This window comes from Enterococcus sp. S183_ASV_20 (assembly GCF_018919685.1).
GTDB classification, from domain to species: domain Bacteria; phylum Bacillota; class Bacilli; order Lactobacillales; family Enterococcaceae; genus Enterococcus; species Enterococcus faecalis.
Window position 1 is genome coordinate 1 of record NZ_JAHLRI010000043.1, and the last position, 17,804, is coordinate 17,804.

Genomic DNA, 17,804 nt, shown 5'->3' on the forward strand with positions numbered 1-17,804 from the left:
AATCCTTTAAATGAGTATGGTCGGACGAAGTTATTAGGTGAACAAGCGGTACAAGAAATCCTGGACGACTATTATATTATTCGAACATCATGGGTATTTGGTCAATACGGTCATAACTTTGTCTTTACTATGCAAAAATTAGCGGAAACAAGAGACCAACTAACGGTAGTGGACGATCAGTTTGGCCGCCCAACTTGGACAAGAACGTTAGCCGAATTTATGGCATTTGTTATTGCAGAAAAAGCGCCATTTGGTGTTTATCATTTGTCTAATGAAAACAGCTGTAGCTGGTATCAGTTTGCTAAAGAAATTTTAAAAGATACTGAAGTGGAAGTACTGCCAGTGGATTCAACTCAATTTCCACAAAAGGCGCAAAGACCACAATATTCTGTCATGGATTTAAGTAAAACAGAAGCGTTAGGCTTTAAAATTCCTACTTGGCAAGAAGCCTTAGCACAAATGTTAGAAAACGTTCAACAATAAATTGTTTTGTGTAAGTGAGGGGTTTTGTTAGAGAAAAAGTGGAAAGGTGTTTCTCTTTATGAAGGTACTTTTAATCATTCCTGCTTACAATGAGGAAGAAAACATTTTGCGGACGATTGCTTCCATTGAAACATTTAAACAGGAAGTTACGCATTTTCAACATGAATTGGATTATGTGGTAATTAATGATGGCTCGACAGATGGAACCAAACAAATTTTAGAAGCCAACCAAATTAATGCCATTCATTTAGTGTTGAATTTAGGTATTGGCGGGGCGGTGCAGACCGGCTATAAATATGCCTTAGAAAATGAGTATGATGTGGCGGTTCAGTTTGATGGCGATGGTCAGCATGATATCAATAGTTTACCTGTTTTACTGGAACCATTAGCAGAGGATAAATGTGATTTTTCGATTGGCTCTCGTTTCATTCCTGGAAACGAAGCGGCTTTTCAAAGTACGAAAATGCGCCGTTTTGGTATTCGTTTGTTATCCTTTTGTATTCGAATGGCTTCTGGTAAAACAATTTATGATGTGACTTCTGGTTATCGAGCGGGAAATCGGAAAGTGATTGCTTTTTTTGCAAAGCGTTATCCGACAAATTATCCCGAGCCAGAATCGATTGTTCACTTAATTAAAAAACGCTTTGTGATTGTTGAAAGACCTGTCAATATGATGGAACGGCTTGGTGGTGTTTCTTCGATTCGTGCATTGGCTTCTGTGAAGTATATGCTGGAAGTCGGCTCAGCAATTCTGATTGCTGCCTTTATGAAGGAGGGAGATTGATGCTACCAACCGTGTTATGGCTAGCTTTATTTTTATTTGCAATTGGCTTTTTCTTATACATTATTCGAGGGATTAATAAAAATATTTTTCTCCTAAAAAATGCTTTGATTTGGTTATTAATCTCAATTGTTTTAATTATTTTTGCTATTTTCCCGCATGTGGCAGAATGGTTAGCAATGGCCTTTGGGTTTGAAACAACATCAAACTTCTTATTATCAGCTGCGGTGATTGTCCTTTTAATTATGGAAATTAAAAATTCTGTGTTGATTTCAAAACACGAAAATCGCATTAAAACATTATTGCAGGAATTATCTATCATGAAATCTGAAGAAAATAAAAAAGATCGCTAATGTGTAGTGACCCTTAAAAGTTGGACCTGAAAGTCTAATTTTTAAGGGTCAGCTCAATGAATAGCGATCTTTTTTATTTAAGATTCATAATCACAATGCCGACAATAATAACCACAGCACCAATAAGGGCATTCGTTGTAATTGTCTCTTTTAGAATAAGATTTGAAGCAATTAAAATAGCGATGTTTGTACAGGCAACGCCTAAAGGAACAATGTAAGAAACATCGGAACGACTAATAATTAACATCCATAAAATAAAACTAATTAAATAACAAAATAAACCTAATAAAGATATAAGTGAGATATTCATTGAAAAGATTGTTTGTTGGAGTTGGATGTTCAAACTGCTAGAACCTAGTTTAAATAAGACCAGACCAGCAGAAGACAGAAATACGTAAATAATAAAAAGAACCATAATTTCCCTTCTCTCAAAAATAGTTTCCGTGCAAAAAATGCAAGACCTCCATTATTGTAGCATAATCTCCTAAAAATTGGACAAGATTTTTTAATATAGCGAAATCAGTTAAATTTTTCTTTATAAAAAGGGGTCTACTATTGAAAAGCTAGGCGTTTATCGATAAAATAGAAATGTTGTTTAAAATGGCATTTTTGTATTCAAAAATTTTAGATAAAAATAGTTTATTACGGAAGGAATAAGTATATGTTTAAAGAAACATTTTCAATTTTCAAGAATATTTTTCAGAACAAAAAATTGTTACTACAATTTTCATTTAATGATTTTAAGGCCAAGTATGCTGGTTCAGCACTAGGAATTGTCTGGGCGTTTTTAACGCCATTAGTAACTGTTTTGACGTATTGGTTTGTCTTTTCTGTAGGCCTTCGTTCTAGAGCAGGCGACAATATGCCGTTCATTGTCTATTTAGTAACAGGGATGGTACCTTGGTTCTTCTTTTCAGATTCGTTATTATCAGCCACGAATGTGTTTCGTGAATATAGTTATTTAGTTAAAAAAGTCGTGTTTAATGTACAAATTTTACCAACGTCTAAAATTTTATCGAACTTGTACACCCACTTGTTTTTCATTCTAATTGGTTTTGTAATTACTACAGCTAACGGTTATTACCCAAGTCTGTACAGTTTGCAATTAATTTACTACTTAGCTTGTTTATTAGTCTTTTTAACAGCAATTACGTGGATTACTGCTTCAACACAACCATTTTTACCTGATATTATGCAATTTATCAATATCATTATGCAAACAGTTATGTGGACATTGCCAATTTTATGGCAACCAACTGGAATGATTGCGACAATCTTAAAAATCAATCCATTATATTATATTGTTCAAGGATACCGCGAATCTTATTTAGGCGGTGCATGGTTCTGGGAACATTGGCAATATAGCTTATATTTCTGGGGAGTTACTATTGTTTTACTATTAATTGGCTCAACCGTGTTTAGACGCTTAAAACCACATTTTTCAGATGTACTATAAGGAGAGAACGACATGTCAGAATATGCAATCGATATCCAACATATTACCAAAACATACAACATGTATAAAAAGCCGTCCGATCGGTTTAAAGAAGCGCTTAGTCCAACCAAAAAATCCTACCACGATTTGTTTTATGCGTTAGACGATGTCACGATGCAAATTAAAAAAGGCGAGATGATTGGCTTTGTCGGCGAAAATGGCTCTGGAAAATCAACCATGTTAAAAATTATTACAGGGGTATTAACGCCAACCTCCGGGTCCATGGTGATTAATGGGAAAATTTCAGCGTTGCTTGAATTAGGTTCAGGTTTTAACCCTGAATATTCAGGATATGAAAATATTTTCTTAAATGGAATGGTCTTGGGTTTTTCCCGAGAAGAGATGGAAGAGCGTGTCCAAGATGTCATTGATTTTGCTGACATCGGCGATCATTTGTATCAACCAGTTAAGACATACTCTAGTGGTATGTTTGTCCGCTTGGCTTTTGCGGTAGCTATTAACGTGGATCCCGATATTTTAATTGTCGATGAAGCGTTGGCTGTCGGGGATTTAGAGTTTCAATTAAAATGTATGGAAAAATTTACGGAAATTAAAAATTCTGGTAAAACAATTTTATTTGTTTCTCACGATGTAAACTCCATCCGTCGTTTTTGTGATAGAACTTTTTGGTTGCAACACGGGAAAGTCGTTGAATATGGAGATACGATGGACGTGACGACCAATTACGAAAACTTTTTGAAAAAGAAATCAATTAAAACAGTTGACCGCGAAGCGACCATGAAAGATGAAACCCCAACACCAGATATTATTGAAGTGGATCATGCGGAACTTTTAAACGCGGATTATGAACCATTAGAAATGGTAACGCAAGATGAAAAAGTGATTGTAAAAATTGAATATACTGTCAAAAACGACCAAATTAAGAAGCCTGTTTGCGGGGTCGCTATTCGAACAGTGGACAATCATTATGTCTGTGGCTTAAATACGTTATTAGATGGCGTGCAAATTCCTTGGAAAAAAGGACGGAATGTTTTTTATTTAGAATATGAAAAAATGTCATTATTAACAGGTGAATATTATTTTGATATTGCTTTCTTTGAGGAACATGCAACAGTCCCATTAGTCTACAAAACAAAATACGTGACGATGTTTATTACCGGTCGTTATGCCGGAGAAGGAATTGTCATCTTAGATCATAAATGGAAGGATACGACAAAAGATGAAGTATGATTTTGAAATGGAAACAGACGAGAGTACCAGTGTTGGGAAAATCGTAGCACAAATCAAAGAAAATAGTGATGTCTTGGAATTTGGTCCAGGTAATGGGCGAATGACTAGCTATTTGATGGAAGAAAAAAAGTGCCAGGTCTCAATTGTTGAATTAGACAAAGAACTTTATGATCATGTCAGTCAATTTTCAACAGATGCCTTTTATGGCAATATTGATGAAAATGATTGGGTCGAATACTTTGCTGGTAAGACGTTTGATTATATCGTTTTTGCAGATGTGTTGGAACATTTAATGAATCCTCAAAGCGCCTTAGCAAAAGTCAAACCGTTTTTAAAACCAGGCGGTCAAATCTTAATCACTTTCCCTAATTTGGCGCATAATTCTGTCTTAATTGATTTATTTAATAATCGTTTAACGTGGAATGAAACTGGGCTGTTGGATGCTACGCATAAATCATTCTATTTACAAGAAGGATTTGAAAAAGTTTTTGCAGAAGTTGGTTTATACATTGCCAAAGAAGATTTTACATTTAATCAAGTTGGCTACAACGAAATTCCTACGACGTATGAAGCGTTACCTGTAGAAGTACAAGCAGCTTTTAAAGCGCGTCCCTTTGGCGAAGTGTATCAGTACTTTTTTGCCTTGACTGCTGAACCAGTAGAACAGCCAGAGCGAGTGACACCAGTAAATTCATACAATGAAAAAAACGTTCATATTTTAATTAATTGCGGCGAAGAAAAAGAGACTGAGTTGGATCAACCAGTTGATTTACAAAAACCTGAAACAAAACAGTTCCAACTGAAGATACCAGAAGACGTCCAACTGATAAAATTATTCCCAAGTTTAACGGGGGCAATTGTCAAATTATCCATGACGATAGACGGGGAGACAGTCCCAGTCGCAGCCACGAATGCTTTTCTGGTACAAGAGAATATCTATTATTTCTTAGATACGCAAGTCCCTGTAATCGAAGTAACCGATGCACAAATGGCAGGCAAAGACCTGACAGTAGACATTGATTATTTCTTTGAAGGCAACTATTCAGAACGTGAAAATACCTTTATTCATGCATTGTTAGATGAAAGAAATCAATTTTTAGAAGAAATGAATAAACAGACGGAGACAGCCCCTATGCCTACTGGAAAATATAAACGAATCACGTTAACTAAATTTGATAAAATGATTAACTTAACCATCGATGATATTGCTCGCGATGTAGAAAATAACGTTTCTGTTATCAGAGGGTGGGCGTATGACAAACAAACAAATTATCCGCTAAGATTCAGTATTGCAGAAGCTAGTGAATCAGTCACTTATACGGTGGAAACAGAATATCGTCGGGATGTTATTGATATGTTTGAATTAGAAGGCGATCAAGATTATGGTTTTGTCATTACGATTAAAGATCCAGAAGATTTACCAGCCTACACGTTAAACATTGATACCAAATCAGGCCAGAAGGTTCAATACGTGGTGGAGCGTCCAAACATGGTTCAACCGGGCACGAAATTTGATCGAGCATGGCGTTCGATTCAGACACGTGGTTTGATGGGCTCAGTGAAGTGGTACTTTAAACGACAAGAAAAAGCAGAATCCCCTGTTGACGTGGAGGCAGTTTTAGCGGAAATTAAAACGTTCCAATTTCAGCCTAAAATTTCTGTCGCTGTGCCTGTTTATAATGTCGAAGAAAAATGGCTTGCAGCATGTGTCTCTTCTTTACAAAATCAGTACTATGAAAATTGGGAGTTATGTTTAGCAGATGATGCATCGCCAAGCGAACATATTAAGCCCATGCTAGAAAAATATAAAGAACTAGATCAACGAATCAAAGTTATTTATCGCGAAGAAAACGGACATATTTCAGAAGCAACTAACTCAGCTTTGTCGATTGCTACTGGCGATTTTGTTGGTTTCATGGATAACGATGATGAATTAGCGCCACAAGCATTATATGAAGTGGTCAAAGCTTTAAATACAGACCCAACGATTGATTTTCTTTATACTGATGAAGATAAAATTACAGAAAATGGTCGTCGCTTCAACGCGTTTTACAAATCGGACTGGAATCCAGAACTGATTTTAAACCATAATTACATTACACACTTTGTTGTTGTGAAACGTGATTTATTAGAAAAAGTAGGCGGATTGAACTCAGCATATAACGGCGCTCAAGACTATGATTTCGTATTACGAGCAACGGAACAAGCAACGAAAATCAAGCATATTCCTGGTATGATGTATCATTGGCGTGCCATTGAATCATCGACTGCTCTAAACCCTGAAAGCAAAGGTTACGCCTATGTAGCTGGTCAAAAAGCGGTCCAAGCGGCAACGGAACGCCGTGGCTTAAAAGCACAAGTAGAGATTGCCGAATTTTATGGTTCCTATAAAATTAACTATCTTTATGATCATGTGCCGATGGTATCATTGATTATTACGAATGATACAGAGAATATGAGTAGTTACTTACGTCAATTATTAGAAAAAACTGCCTATACAAATTATGAAATTCTATTGCCTGCACGCTTCGAGAATCAAATAAATATCCAAAATGACCGTCTTCGTTATGTTTCAACAGAAACTCGTCATGGCATGATTCAAGCTGCTAAGGGAGAATATGTGGCTTTATTAAATGCTGGATTGGTACCAACGAAAAATGATTGGTTAAAAGAGTTAATGAACATTGGTCAACAAGAGACCTCTGGTTTAGTGACTGGCCGCGTAGTTGACGCACGCTATCGCGTGGAAACGGTGGGAGTATCAGTTGATACAGACAAAGGTCGATTACTTTATCCCGAAAAAGGCACCCCTGGTAAAAGCTTAGGTTACTATTACAGAATTGCTTTACCAAGAAATATTCAAGCAGCAACTGAAGACTGCTTACTATTCAACAAACAACTTTACCTAAATTTAGAAGGAATTAACGAAAGCTTAGGAAAAGAGTGGATGGGTGTCGATTTATCGTTACAATTTGCTAGCGCTGGTAAACGAAATGTATATGTGTCCTATGCAATTTTGAAAGCAGACGAAAAAATGCAAAACCATGATAAAAAAGGATCTTATAAAGAACTTGCGGAAAAATGGACCGCGGAAACTTTAGTTGATCCCTACCGAAATCCGAAACATCTATAAGGAGAATGCACATGAATGAAGACATTAAGGTGATCTTTGATAGTATCTATCGCGACAAAACAACAAATAATTTAACCATTACAGGTTGGGCGTTGGATACAATCACTAAAGAAAGCCCAACTTTCACAATTAATAATGAAAACCAAGTGTCCGCTTATAACATTCAGCGCGTTTTACGTGAAGATGTTAATCAAATTTATCAAACAGAGCCTGCGATTGAAGCTGGCTTTGTTGTTACACTTGAAGGAATTAAACAAAAAAAAGTACTCCCTTTTCATTTTCAATCATCAGCACATGTTGTAACGGTGGATTTTCCCTTGAATAAAAAATATCCAGTGATTCCAGGGACAGAAGATAAAGTGACTCGTCTCTGGATAAAAGCCAAAAAAGGATTTAAATATATGGCTAAAAATGGTATTTCTCATACCATTCAACGAGCGAAAATTGAGAAACTGAGAAATCAAGCTTCGTACCCTAACTGGTTAGCTAGAAATGAAGTGCTAGACATAGAAGCAATGACACAAGAAATCGCAACATTTCATTATCAACCTAAAATTTCCATTGCGATGCCAGTGTATAATGTTGAAGAAAAATGGCTTCGGTTGTGCATTGATTCTATTTTGAATCAAGTCTATACTAATTGGGAATTATGTATGGCCGATGACGCCTCAACAGATCCCAATGTCAAAAAGATTTTAACAGAGTACCAGCAATTGGATGAGCGAATTCGGGTCGTCTTTCGTGAACAAAATGGTCATATTTCCGAAGCAACCAACTCTGCTTTAGCGATTGCTACCGGAGAATTTGTCGCCTTACTAGACAACGATGATGAATTAGCGATCAATGCTTTTTATGAAGTGGTTAAAGTGCTTAATGAAAACCCAGAACTGGATTTAATTTATAGTGATGAAGATAAGATTGACATGGATGGAAATCGTTCTGATCCAGCCTTTAAACCAGATTGGTCACCTGATTTACTTTTAGGAACGAATTACATTTCGCATTTAGGCGTGTATCGTCGGAGTATTCTAGAAGAAATTGGCGGCTTTCGAAAAGGTTACGAAGGTTCTCAAGACTACGATTTAGTCTTAAGATTTACTGAAAAAACGACAAAAGAACGCATCACACATATTCCAAAAGTTCTTTACTATTGGCGGATGCTGCCAACCTCAACAGCAGTGGATCAGGGCTCCAAAGGTTATGCTTTTGAAGCGGGGCTAAGAGCCGTGCAAGATGCGCTCGTTCGTCGAGGTATTAATGGTCATGCAACGCATGGGGCGGCGAATGGCTTATACGATGTTTATTATGACATTGAATCTGAAAAGTTAGTCTCAATTATTATTCCAACTAAAAATGGCTACAAAGACGTACAACGTTGTGTTTCATCGATTATTGAAAAAACAACCTACCAAAATTACGAGATTATTATGGCTGATAATGGAAGTACAGATCCAAAAATGCACGAATTGTATGCAGAATTTGAACAACAATTACCTGGCCGCTTTTTCGTTGAATCAATCGATATTCCGTTCAATTTCTCAACTATTAACAATCGTGCAGCGAAAAAAGCGCACGGAGAGTATTTATTATTTTTAAATAATGATACCGAAGTGATTACAGAGAATTGGTTAACTTTGATGGTTTCATTTGCTCAGCAAGAACGGATTGGCTGTGTAGGTGCGAAATTATTGTATCCAAATAATACGGTCCAACACGCAGGCGTTATTTTAGGATTAGGTGGTGTCGCTGGACATGGTCATTATGGTTATCCCCATGGTGACTTAGGCTATTTTGGTCGGTTAGCTATTAATGTTAATTATTCAGCAGTAACTGCCGCATGCTTACTTATGAAAAAAGCAGATTTTGATGCAGTTGGTGGTTTTGAAGAAGCGTTTACCGTAGCTTTCAATGATGTTGATTTATGCTTGAAAGTCCAAGCTTTAGGACGTGACAATGTCTGGCTTCATGAAGCAGAGCTTTATCATTTTGAATCTCAAACTCGTGGATATGATGATAAAGGCAAAAAGAAAAAACGTTTTGAACAAGAAAAAGTGATGATGGAAGAAAAATGGGGACCTTTAATTGAAAATGATCCATTTTATAATCCTAATCTGACAAGGGATATTCCCAACTTTTCATTACGAATTGACTAGATGCAATTGCGGATGACGAAATGGAGCGAAAAGATGGAACAACAACTAACTACAAGAAAAGAAAAACAACCATTACGCAACCAAGCTGAGCAGAGCGCTCGCTTGGTTGATCATTTGTTACGCTGGCGCTATCTGCTAGCGGCAGTCATTTTTATTTTACTGGTAGCCTTTAAAGTCCATGGTAGTTCATTAAACATGTGGGATGCGTATGTTTCTGAATATGCAGATGGTCAAAAAAGTTCATTAATTGCTGGTGAACCAAGAGGTGTTCGCTCGGATGAATGGCTCGTGCAAACCCCATTTAGTCTGTCGCAAACACAAACGGGTTTGAAAACACATAATGATGTGATTACGTTAAATGGTCAAGACATGGTGGTAGGCTATAATTCGCCAGCGTGGAATTTGGCCACGTTAGCGAAACCTTTTACGTGGGGCTATGTACTATTAGGCAAAGAGTATGGCTTATCATGGTATTGGAATCTTAAATTAATTGGCTTAATTTTATTTTCTTTTGAAATTGGCTTGATCGTCACACGGCGGAATAAATATTTAGCTTTGTTAGCAAGTGTTTGGATTCCGTTTTCTTCGGCCCTTCAATGGTGGTTTGTCTCGCCAGTTGGAGATTTAGTATTTTTTGGCTTAGGTTTTTTAGTGGGAATTTATAATTATTTCTATTATCATAGTAGTGTTCGACGTCGTGTCATTTGTGCGATAACGGCTGTTATTATGGCTTCAGGATTTGTTTTAGTTATTTATCCTGCGTTACAAGTACCACTTGGTTATTTGATTTTATTATTTTTAATTTTATTCTTTTTAGAATTTCGTGAAAAAATTAAGTTGGATAAGTGGGATGGGGTCCTGATAGGTGGGGCACTCTTGATTACGGCGATTATTGTTGGCGGATCGCTATATGGCTCATTGGATTCCTTAAAAGCAGTAATGGATACCGCTTATCCAGGAAAACGGGTAAGTTTAGGTGGAGATATGCCTAAACGCGATATTTTGTTATTTTTAACAAATTGGAAAATGCCGTTTCAAGATGTTCCATATTCAAATAATTCGGAAATCAGTAGTTTTTATCAATTATTTTTTGTTATTTTGCCGCTCTCACCATTTATTTTTTATAAAAAAATCAAAGAAAACATTTACGGTTTTGTCTTATTCGTGTATTGTTTATTTAACTTAGTTTGGATGAGCGTTCAATTTCCAACAATTTTTGCTAAGTTGACATTGTGGTCTTATGTGCCAGAACAACGGGCGATGTTATCCTTTGGGTTTGCCGCTGTGTTGTTAAGTTTATGGTTCATCGATTATTTATGGAATCGCCAAGCAAAAATTCCAATGATGGCCTGGTTAGGGGCGCTAGGACTAAATGTTGTTCTGTATTTCTTTGTTTTATATACGGGCAATTTACGGTTATACGTTACACGAATGGACATCATTGGTGTCTTAGTTGTCGCTACCGTTTTAATTGTTGCTTTATTTAAACGTTGGCGCACGTTATTTGTCCTTGTCTTATTAGGAATCATTATGGTTTCTGGTGCCTTTGTTAATCCAATTTCTCGAGGCGTTTCTGCTGTCTATGGTAAAAAATTAGCGGTAGAAGTGGAAGAAATTAACAAAAAAGACCCCAACCAATTGTGGGTGGGCGAACGCTTGATGTATGGCTATTTGCCAATGTTAGGTGTGCATACATTTAACGGTGTTGCTTTTACGCCTGACTTAGAGGCTTGGAAACCATTAGATCCAAAAGGAAAAGACACATTTATTTATAATCGCTATGCGCACATCAATGTTGAAGTAGGAAATCAGGCCCCTGTTTTAGAGTTGATGCAAAAAGATGCGATTATTGCTCGTTTATCTCCAGAAAAATTAAAAGAATATGGGATTAAATATGCGGTCGTTTATAAACCATTAGAACCGTTAGACACACCAACGATTCATTTTGAAAAATTATATGGACCTGATCAGAACGGGGCATATATTTATCGAATAAACGACTAGTGATTCATTCATGGAATGAGGTTTGAATATGGGAAAAGTATTGAATAGAATCGGTCGACTTATTTTATTAGTTACAATGATCGGCTCGTATACGATGTGGGTCGTAGGAATTGATGCGCCAGTCACAAAATATATGTATGCCAATAGTTCAATTTTATTATTAATAGCAGTAATACTTGTACTGCTATTAAATTGTACGAAATTAAAATTTATTGACTGGCTAACCGTTGCGTTGGCGTTAGCCACCTGGCTCTTGTTTCACTTTACGGAATCAATCCGTCATAGCACAATGCAAACAGATACAATGATTCCTTTAATTATTTTGTTGGTCCTTTGTTTTAAAGTTTGTGTCTTTGACCGTGTGGATCAAACGCTTTTATTAATTGTCTCTTTAGTTGCTTTGAGTGCGACTTTGTATCGGATGTCCGTGGAGTTGCCTCAGTTGATTCCAGCAGACGAAATTTTTAAAGAATCAAATAAACTAGAAAGTATTTGGATTAATACCAATACGATTGGTGCAACATTGATGTTTTCAACAATGATGGCCAGTAGTTTGATCAAAGCATATAGAAATAAGGTTTTTAACCTGCTGCTTTTACCTGTATACATTGGTGGTGTTTTAGGTACATGGGTCAGTCAATCAAAAACCTCTTTTGCCATTTTAGTTGGTTTTATTCTGGTGGATAATCTTTTACCAAAACGTTTCTTGCAACGTTCGAAAGTTTGCCTGTTTGGTTTTGTCGGAGTAGCTGCATTGGGACCATTGTTATTTTACTTATGTGCGGAATCGGATACTGTGGATTTATTTACAGGAAGAGAACGAATTTGGCATGAGTTTTTTGCTAAATGGTTATCTGATCCTCAACATATTAAAGTCGGTATGGAGCCTTTTGTGGCCTCATGGAAACCGCTGGGGACACATAATGCTTTTCTATTTACGTTAAGTAATTTTGGTGTCATCGGCTATCTGATTTTATTTGGTTTTTTAGTCAGTATGATTTTATTGATTGGTTTCCGCAAAAAAACATTGGATCGTTTGCAAGTTAGTTTACTTTTAGGCTTCCTTTTAATCTGGATTCATTCATTTATGGAAGATATTTTATTAGCGCCTCATTGGATGCCGATTGTTTATAGTTTCCTTGGGCTAGCCTTCTACTTCCGGCCAGAGAAAAAACGAGGAAGACATGAAAGACCAACGACGCCTAAAAGAAGAAAACGAATGAAACAAACAAGTCCTGTTAGCAATGAAGAGCGCCCGATAGCACCTGTTGACGAAGAGGGCTGGGACCAACCTGAAGAATTAAGTCGTGTCCAAAGACATCGCAGATAATTTTCATCCTATAGAACTTTCTTGTCCGCTGACATTATGGTAATATAGGGGTTGCATGTTATTACAAATAATGTAATTACTGGAAGTGAAGAGAGGAAGTTTTTAATGACATCAAAAAGTGAATGGAGTAATGCAAGACGAATTGTAATTATTTTAGCAGACGTTTTGCTCTATAATTTATCAATCATCTTAGGGTTTATGGTGAAATTTGGCCGAGAAATTCCTTCATTTAACTTTGTGGCTTATGAAAAATCTGCAATTTACATTTCAATCTTTTTTATCTTTTTGAATTTGTTGTTAGGTGCGTATATTTTTTATAATCGCAAAATTAGTGACATCATTTTTGTCACGGTGATTGGTCAAATTTTAATGACTTTAACGATTATGATTGTGACATTTGCCGGACGTTGGTTTACGTTCCCGCGTTCTGTTTTAGGATATTCCTTTATAATCGGAATTATTGTTCTAAGTCTTTGGCGAATTCTTGTTTATTATCTTTACTTAAAGGTCAGCAATGAGCGAAAAGTTGTTTTACTAGGTAAAGAAAATCAAGTTATGCGGTCAATTCAAAACTTTATGTCTGATAAAAATAACAAGCATAAAGTAACGAGCGTTGTTGTCAGCAATTACTATGAAAACTTAAAAAAAATTATCGATGAAATCGATATTGTTTATATTTCAAGTAATGTTGATGAGAACGAAAAAGTAAAATTGTATCAATTAATTGTCAAACACAAGAAAAAAATCTTTTTAGATACAAGTTTTGAAAATCTAATTATGTTAAAACCAAACATGATGAACTTTGAAGATGAAAGTATTATCGAAGTCTCAAATTTTGAAATTCAACCAGAAGAGAATTTTATTAAACGTTTATTCGATATTTTAGTCTCTGTTTGCCTATTTGTGATTACCTCACCCTTAATGCTTATTGCAGCGATTTTAGTCAAAGCAACCTCACCGGGACCAGTGATTTACAAACAAACTCGGATTACATTAGATCAACGTGAGTTCTCGATTTTAAAATTTAGAACGATGTCGGCAACAGCGGAAGCAAAATCAGGTCCAGTCTTATCTACAAGTAACGACAGTCGCGTCACTACAGTTGGTAAATACTTGCGCGCTTTACGTATTGATGAGTTGCCACAACTAATCAATGTTATTCGCGGGGATATGTCCATTGTCGGACCACGTCCTGAACGACCATTCTTTGTTGATCAATTTAATCAGGAAAACCCGAATTACTATTTACGTCACAATGTACGTGCGGGGATTACTGGCTATGCCCAAGTTTATGGGAAGTATGCTTCTGACTACAATAGTAAATTGAACTTTGATTTACTGTACATCAAGAATTATTCATTACTGTTGGATATGAAAATTCTGCTTCAAACCATCAAAATTCTCTTTGATAAAGTATCATCAAGAGGATTGGATGAGTCTGAAGAACGTGAAGAATTGACGATGGATTATTGTAAAGAGAATGCTATTAGAATTTACCGTTAAGAGGAGCTATGGCTTCTCTTTTTTTTGAAAAAAAGAGAGACTTCTAACAAAGCTTGAAAAATCAGGTATTCTATGTAAAAATATACAAGCGTGGATGAAAAAAGAAATAGGGGTGAAGAAATGGAAAAGGTACCAGTAAGTGTCTTACTTTCCATTTATATAAAGGAGCGTCCTGAATATGTTATTGCATGTTTAGACAGTATTTTTAATCAAACTGTAAAAGTCGATGAAATAGTATTAGTAGAAGATGGTCCTGTAACTGAAGAAATGACAGTCATTGTAGATAAATATAAAGAAACGTATCCAGAAGTGCTTCATGTTTTACCTCTAGAAAAAAATGTTGGTTTAGGTAAAGCGTTGGCAGAAGGGGTTAAAGCTTGTCGTAATGAACTGATTGCACGAATGGATGCAGATGATATTATGAAGACGGATCGGATTGAAAAGCAGTGGCAATTATTTCAAAAAAATCCTAACTTGGTCATTACCGGTTCTAACATTATCGAATTTGACGGGAACATAGAAAATGTTTTGGGTTATCGTAACCTTCCCCATTCTAATGAGGATATTCGTGAATTTTCCAAAAGAAGAAACCCGTTTAATCATATGACTGTCATGTATAAGAAGTCAGACATTTTAGAGGTCGGTAACTATCTGCCAATGTCAGGATTTGAAGATTATTATTTGTGGGTGCGGTTATTGAAAAAAGGAAAGGAAGCACAGAACCTTTCTGAACATTTAGTCTATGCTCGAACAGGTAGTGATATGTACGCACGGCGTGGTGGTTGGCAGTATTTTAAGTCAGGACTAAAAGGACGCAAAGCAATCTATCAAGCAGGACTTGGTAGTTTTAAAGATTTTTTTGTGAGTTCCAGTGCACATGTTGTCGTAAGTTTGATGCCGAATAATTTACGAGGTAAATTTTATGAGAAGTTTTTAAGGAAAGATAATGATTAAGATTGAGGTAAAATTATGCAAGAGATGACCCAGACAGATTTAAAAGAAATACAGGCTGTAACATTAACTATGTCCAAATATTTTGTTCAATTTTGTCAAGAAAATAATTTATTATGTTATTTCTGTGGCGGTGGTTGCATTGGTGCTGTACGCAGTCAAGGATTTATTCCGTGGGATGATGATTTGGATTTTTTTATGCCACGACCAGACTATGAAAAATTAAAAAAGCTATGGCCGCAGAAAGCAGACATAAATAGATATCCATTATTAGTTGCTTCTAAAACATATAATGATCATAATTCATTTATAACTATTAGGGATACTGCCACTACTTTTATTAAACCCTATCAAGAGGATTTAGATATCCCTCATGGTTTACCAATTGATATTTTTCCGTTAGATGGTGCGCCAGAAGGGAAATTGCGAAGAAAAATTCAAAAGTTTTGGGCACTGATTTATGCGTTATTTTGTTCGCAAGTTGTTCCAGAAAAACATGGTGGTCTGATGGCTACAGGAAGCAAGGTTTTATTAGGGATTTTTTCTTCAAGCAAAATTCGCTATCATATTTGGCGCTTCGCTGAAAAAAGAATGACCAAGTATTCCTTTGGTTCAACTCCTTATGTCACAGAATTGTGTGTCGGACCACGCTACATGGGCAATATTTATCATTTAGAAGATTTTAAATCTGCTATTTTTGTTCCATTTGAAGATACAAAAATGCCAATACCAGTGGGCTACAAGCGCTACTTAACACAGGTTTTTGGGGATTATATGCAATTGCCACCAGAGGAAGATCGTCAACCTCATCATGAAGCGCTAATTGTTGATACTAAAAAATCGTATACAGAATATCTTTAAAAACTTCAATTATTTATACTGAGGCTGAACGTTATCTATAAATAGCGTTCAGCATTTTGTTGTAAAAAAATAAATAACACAATCAATGTAATAAAAAGATAAAGTTTAGAAACAAAATAGTAAAAAAAAGTTAGCAAGATTTTCTTGACGTAAGCTAAAATTTATTAGAAAATTATTTGAAACTAGTGCTCATTCTAATCAGTTTTGAGAAATTTCAATTTGAAAAGTAAAAAATTGTTGGTTTCAAGTAAAATTTACATACTATAATTAAATGAGGATTAATTGTAAAGAATACGTAAAAAGAAGGGTTAAATAAATAATGAAGAGAATAAATAAAATATCTGTTATTACAATGCTAATGCTGACAACATTGGTTCCTAGTTCATCAATAGTGTATGCAATCGATGCATCAAGTAGTGAAAGTGCAGAAGAAGTAATTTCTGCGGATACAGCAGAAACACTAAACTCTACGTCATCTAGTGAGGAAACTTCGACAGAAAGTTCTTCTAGCACCTTATCATCAGTTCCTTCGGAAACAAAAAATAGTTTGGACACGAGTGGTGCTACAGACACTAGGCAATCAACAGATACTGAAGAAACTTCGGAAACGACTAGTTCTTCAGAAGCTAATAAGAAAGATGAAGACGAAATCGTAATAACAGAGGATATGAACAAACCTATGGGATCAGGAATGAAAGGAACGAGAAGAAAAAGAGCCGCATATGCCTACGGTGATCCTATTAGCATAACAGAGGCAAATCGTCCGCCTAAAAACTTTATCGATGTATCTTCTTGGAATGGTAGTTTAAGTGTAGCAAATTATCAAACTATGAAAAGTTATGGGATAGGCGGAGTGGTCGTTAAAATGACCGAAGCGACAACTTATCAAAATCCAGAAAGATTTGCACAAGTTCAAAATGCAAATGCAGTGGGAATAAAAGTATCCGCCTATCACTATAGTCACTTTACAACAAAAGATCAGGCAATAAAAGAAGCAAACTACTTTGCCGATACAGCAATTAATACTGGATTACCAAAAGATACTTTAATGATTAATGATGCAGAAGAAGGTAGCATGAATAATGGACAATTGACAGCTAATTCAATTGCTTTTGCTAATCAATTAAAAGCAAGAGGCTTTACGAATGTATTACATTATTCAATGGCAGCCTGGTTTACAGAAGGAGTTTTATCGCCTACACAACTAGGGACTGAAAATATTTGGATTGCTCAGTATCCTTTTGAACCGACTGCAGATCAGTTATGGCACAAAAATGAAGGTTATGCGGCATGGCAATGGTCTTCTTTATTAACGATTCCAGGTGTTGATATCGGAGTAGGTGTGTTTGATATTAATGCTGATTACACTGGACGATTTACATCTAGTGGTGGAAAACAGTATGATGTAATTTTAGATGAAAAACAATATGATTACACGGCAAGGGTAAAACCAGCAGCTGAATCAGGAAAACATGGCGTGTTTAATGGAATTATGAATACAGCTCCTGGAATCGTTAATATCGGTATGGGAGATAAATATGCGAACCAAAGCGTTCATATCATAGG

General features: G+C 36.0%; 14 protein-coding genes. 13 read left to right on the forward strand and 1 reads right to left on the reverse strand.

The window, feature by feature from the left end; all coding sequences use genetic code 11:
- From KQI94_RS12020 to KQI94_RS12030, 3 genes are all read left to right on the forward strand, one after another.
- Positions 1 to 483 (forward strand): sugar nucleotide-binding protein (locus tag KQI94_RS12020; protein WP_216454443.1); only part of this gene is annotated, 483 nt, incomplete at its 5' end.
- A gap of 58 nt (positions 484 to 541) precedes the next feature.
- Positions 542 to 1,267 (forward strand): glycosyltransferase family 2 protein, encoded by a 726-nt coding sequence (locus KQI94_RS12025; protein WP_002369094.1) that lies wholly within the window; start codon positions 542 to 544, stop codon positions 1,265 to 1,267.
- Positions 1,267 to 1,617 carry a DUF2304 domain-containing protein gene (locus KQI94_RS12030; RefSeq protein WP_002356898.1) on the forward strand — a complete coding sequence of 117 codons (351 nt, stop codon included), beginning with the start codon at positions 1,267 to 1,269 and terminating at the stop codon, positions 1,615 to 1,617. The genes KQI94_RS12025 and KQI94_RS12030 overlap by 1 nt, the downstream gene beginning before the upstream one ends.
- 73 nt (positions 1,618 to 1,690) lie before the next feature.
- On the opposite strand, the gene KQI94_RS12035 is transcribed toward KQI94_RS12030, so the two are convergent.
- On the reverse strand, positions 1,691 to 2,032 hold the full coding sequence (locus tag KQI94_RS12035) for an EamA family transporter (RefSeq protein WP_002356899.1): 342 nt from the start codon (positions 2,030 to 2,032) through the stop codon (positions 1,691 to 1,693).
- Between the two features lie 246 nt (positions 2,033 to 2,278).
- On the opposite strand from KQI94_RS12035, the gene KQI94_RS12040 reads away from it, so the two are divergent.
- From KQI94_RS12040 to KQI94_RS12085, 10 genes are all read left to right on the forward strand, one after another.
- Positions 2,279 to 3,073 carry an ABC transporter permease gene (locus KQI94_RS12040; RefSeq protein ID WP_002356900.1) on the forward strand — a complete coding sequence of 265 codons (795 nt, stop codon included), beginning with the start codon at positions 2,279 to 2,281 and terminating at the stop codon, positions 3,071 to 3,073.
- Between the two features lie 12 nt (positions 3,074 to 3,085).
- A complete protein-coding gene (locus tag KQI94_RS12045; RefSeq protein ID WP_002356901.1) occupies positions 3,086 to 4,303 on the forward strand; it encodes an ABC transporter ATP-binding protein in 1,218 nt (405 codons plus the stop codon).
- Positions 4,293 to 7,436, forward strand: a complete 3,144-nt coding sequence (locus tag KQI94_RS12050; RefSeq protein WP_002369096.1) for a glycosyltransferase — start codon at positions 4,293 to 4,295, stop codon at positions 7,434 to 7,436. Before KQI94_RS12045 ends, KQI94_RS12050 begins: the two co-directional genes overlap by 11 nt.
- An 11-nt stretch (positions 7,437 to 7,447) precedes the next feature.
- The gene (locus KQI94_RS12055) at positions 7,448 to 9,589 is read left to right on the forward strand and encodes a glycosyltransferase family 2 protein (RefSeq protein ID WP_002364384.1); all 2,142 of its coding nucleotides are present in this window, start codon (positions 7,448 to 7,450) and stop codon (positions 9,587 to 9,589) included.
- Positions 9,590 to 11,593 carry a hypothetical protein gene (locus KQI94_RS12060; protein WP_002390225.1) on the forward strand — a complete coding sequence of 668 codons (2,004 nt, stop codon included), beginning with the start codon at positions 9,590 to 9,592 and terminating at the stop codon, positions 11,591 to 11,593.
- A 28-nt stretch (positions 11,594 to 11,621) separates the two neighbouring features.
- Positions 11,622 to 12,923, forward strand: a complete 1,302-nt coding sequence (locus KQI94_RS12065) for an EpaQ family protein (protein ID WP_024041693.1) — start codon at positions 11,622 to 11,624, stop codon at positions 12,921 to 12,923.
- Between the two features lie 105 nt (positions 12,924 to 13,028).
- Positions 13,029 to 14,426, forward strand: a complete 1,398-nt coding sequence (locus tag KQI94_RS12070; protein ID WP_002356909.1) for a sugar transferase — start codon at positions 13,029 to 13,031, stop codon at positions 14,424 to 14,426.
- 120 nt (positions 14,427 to 14,546) lie between these two features.
- The gene (locus tag KQI94_RS12075; protein WP_002369099.1) at positions 14,547 to 15,380 is read left to right on the forward strand and encodes a glycosyltransferase; all 834 of its coding nucleotides are present in this window, start codon (positions 14,547 to 14,549) and stop codon (positions 15,378 to 15,380) included.
- A gap of 15 nt (positions 15,381 to 15,395) precedes the next feature.
- Positions 15,396 to 16,238 (forward strand): LicD family protein, encoded by an 843-nt coding sequence (locus tag KQI94_RS12080; protein WP_002369100.1) that lies wholly within the window; start codon positions 15,396 to 15,398, stop codon positions 16,236 to 16,238.
- A 319-nt stretch (positions 16,239 to 16,557) separates the two neighbouring features.
- Positions 16,558 to 17,804: GH25 family lysozyme (locus tag KQI94_RS12085; RefSeq protein ID WP_002369101.1), on the forward strand; the 1,247-nt coding region annotated here is incomplete at its 3' end.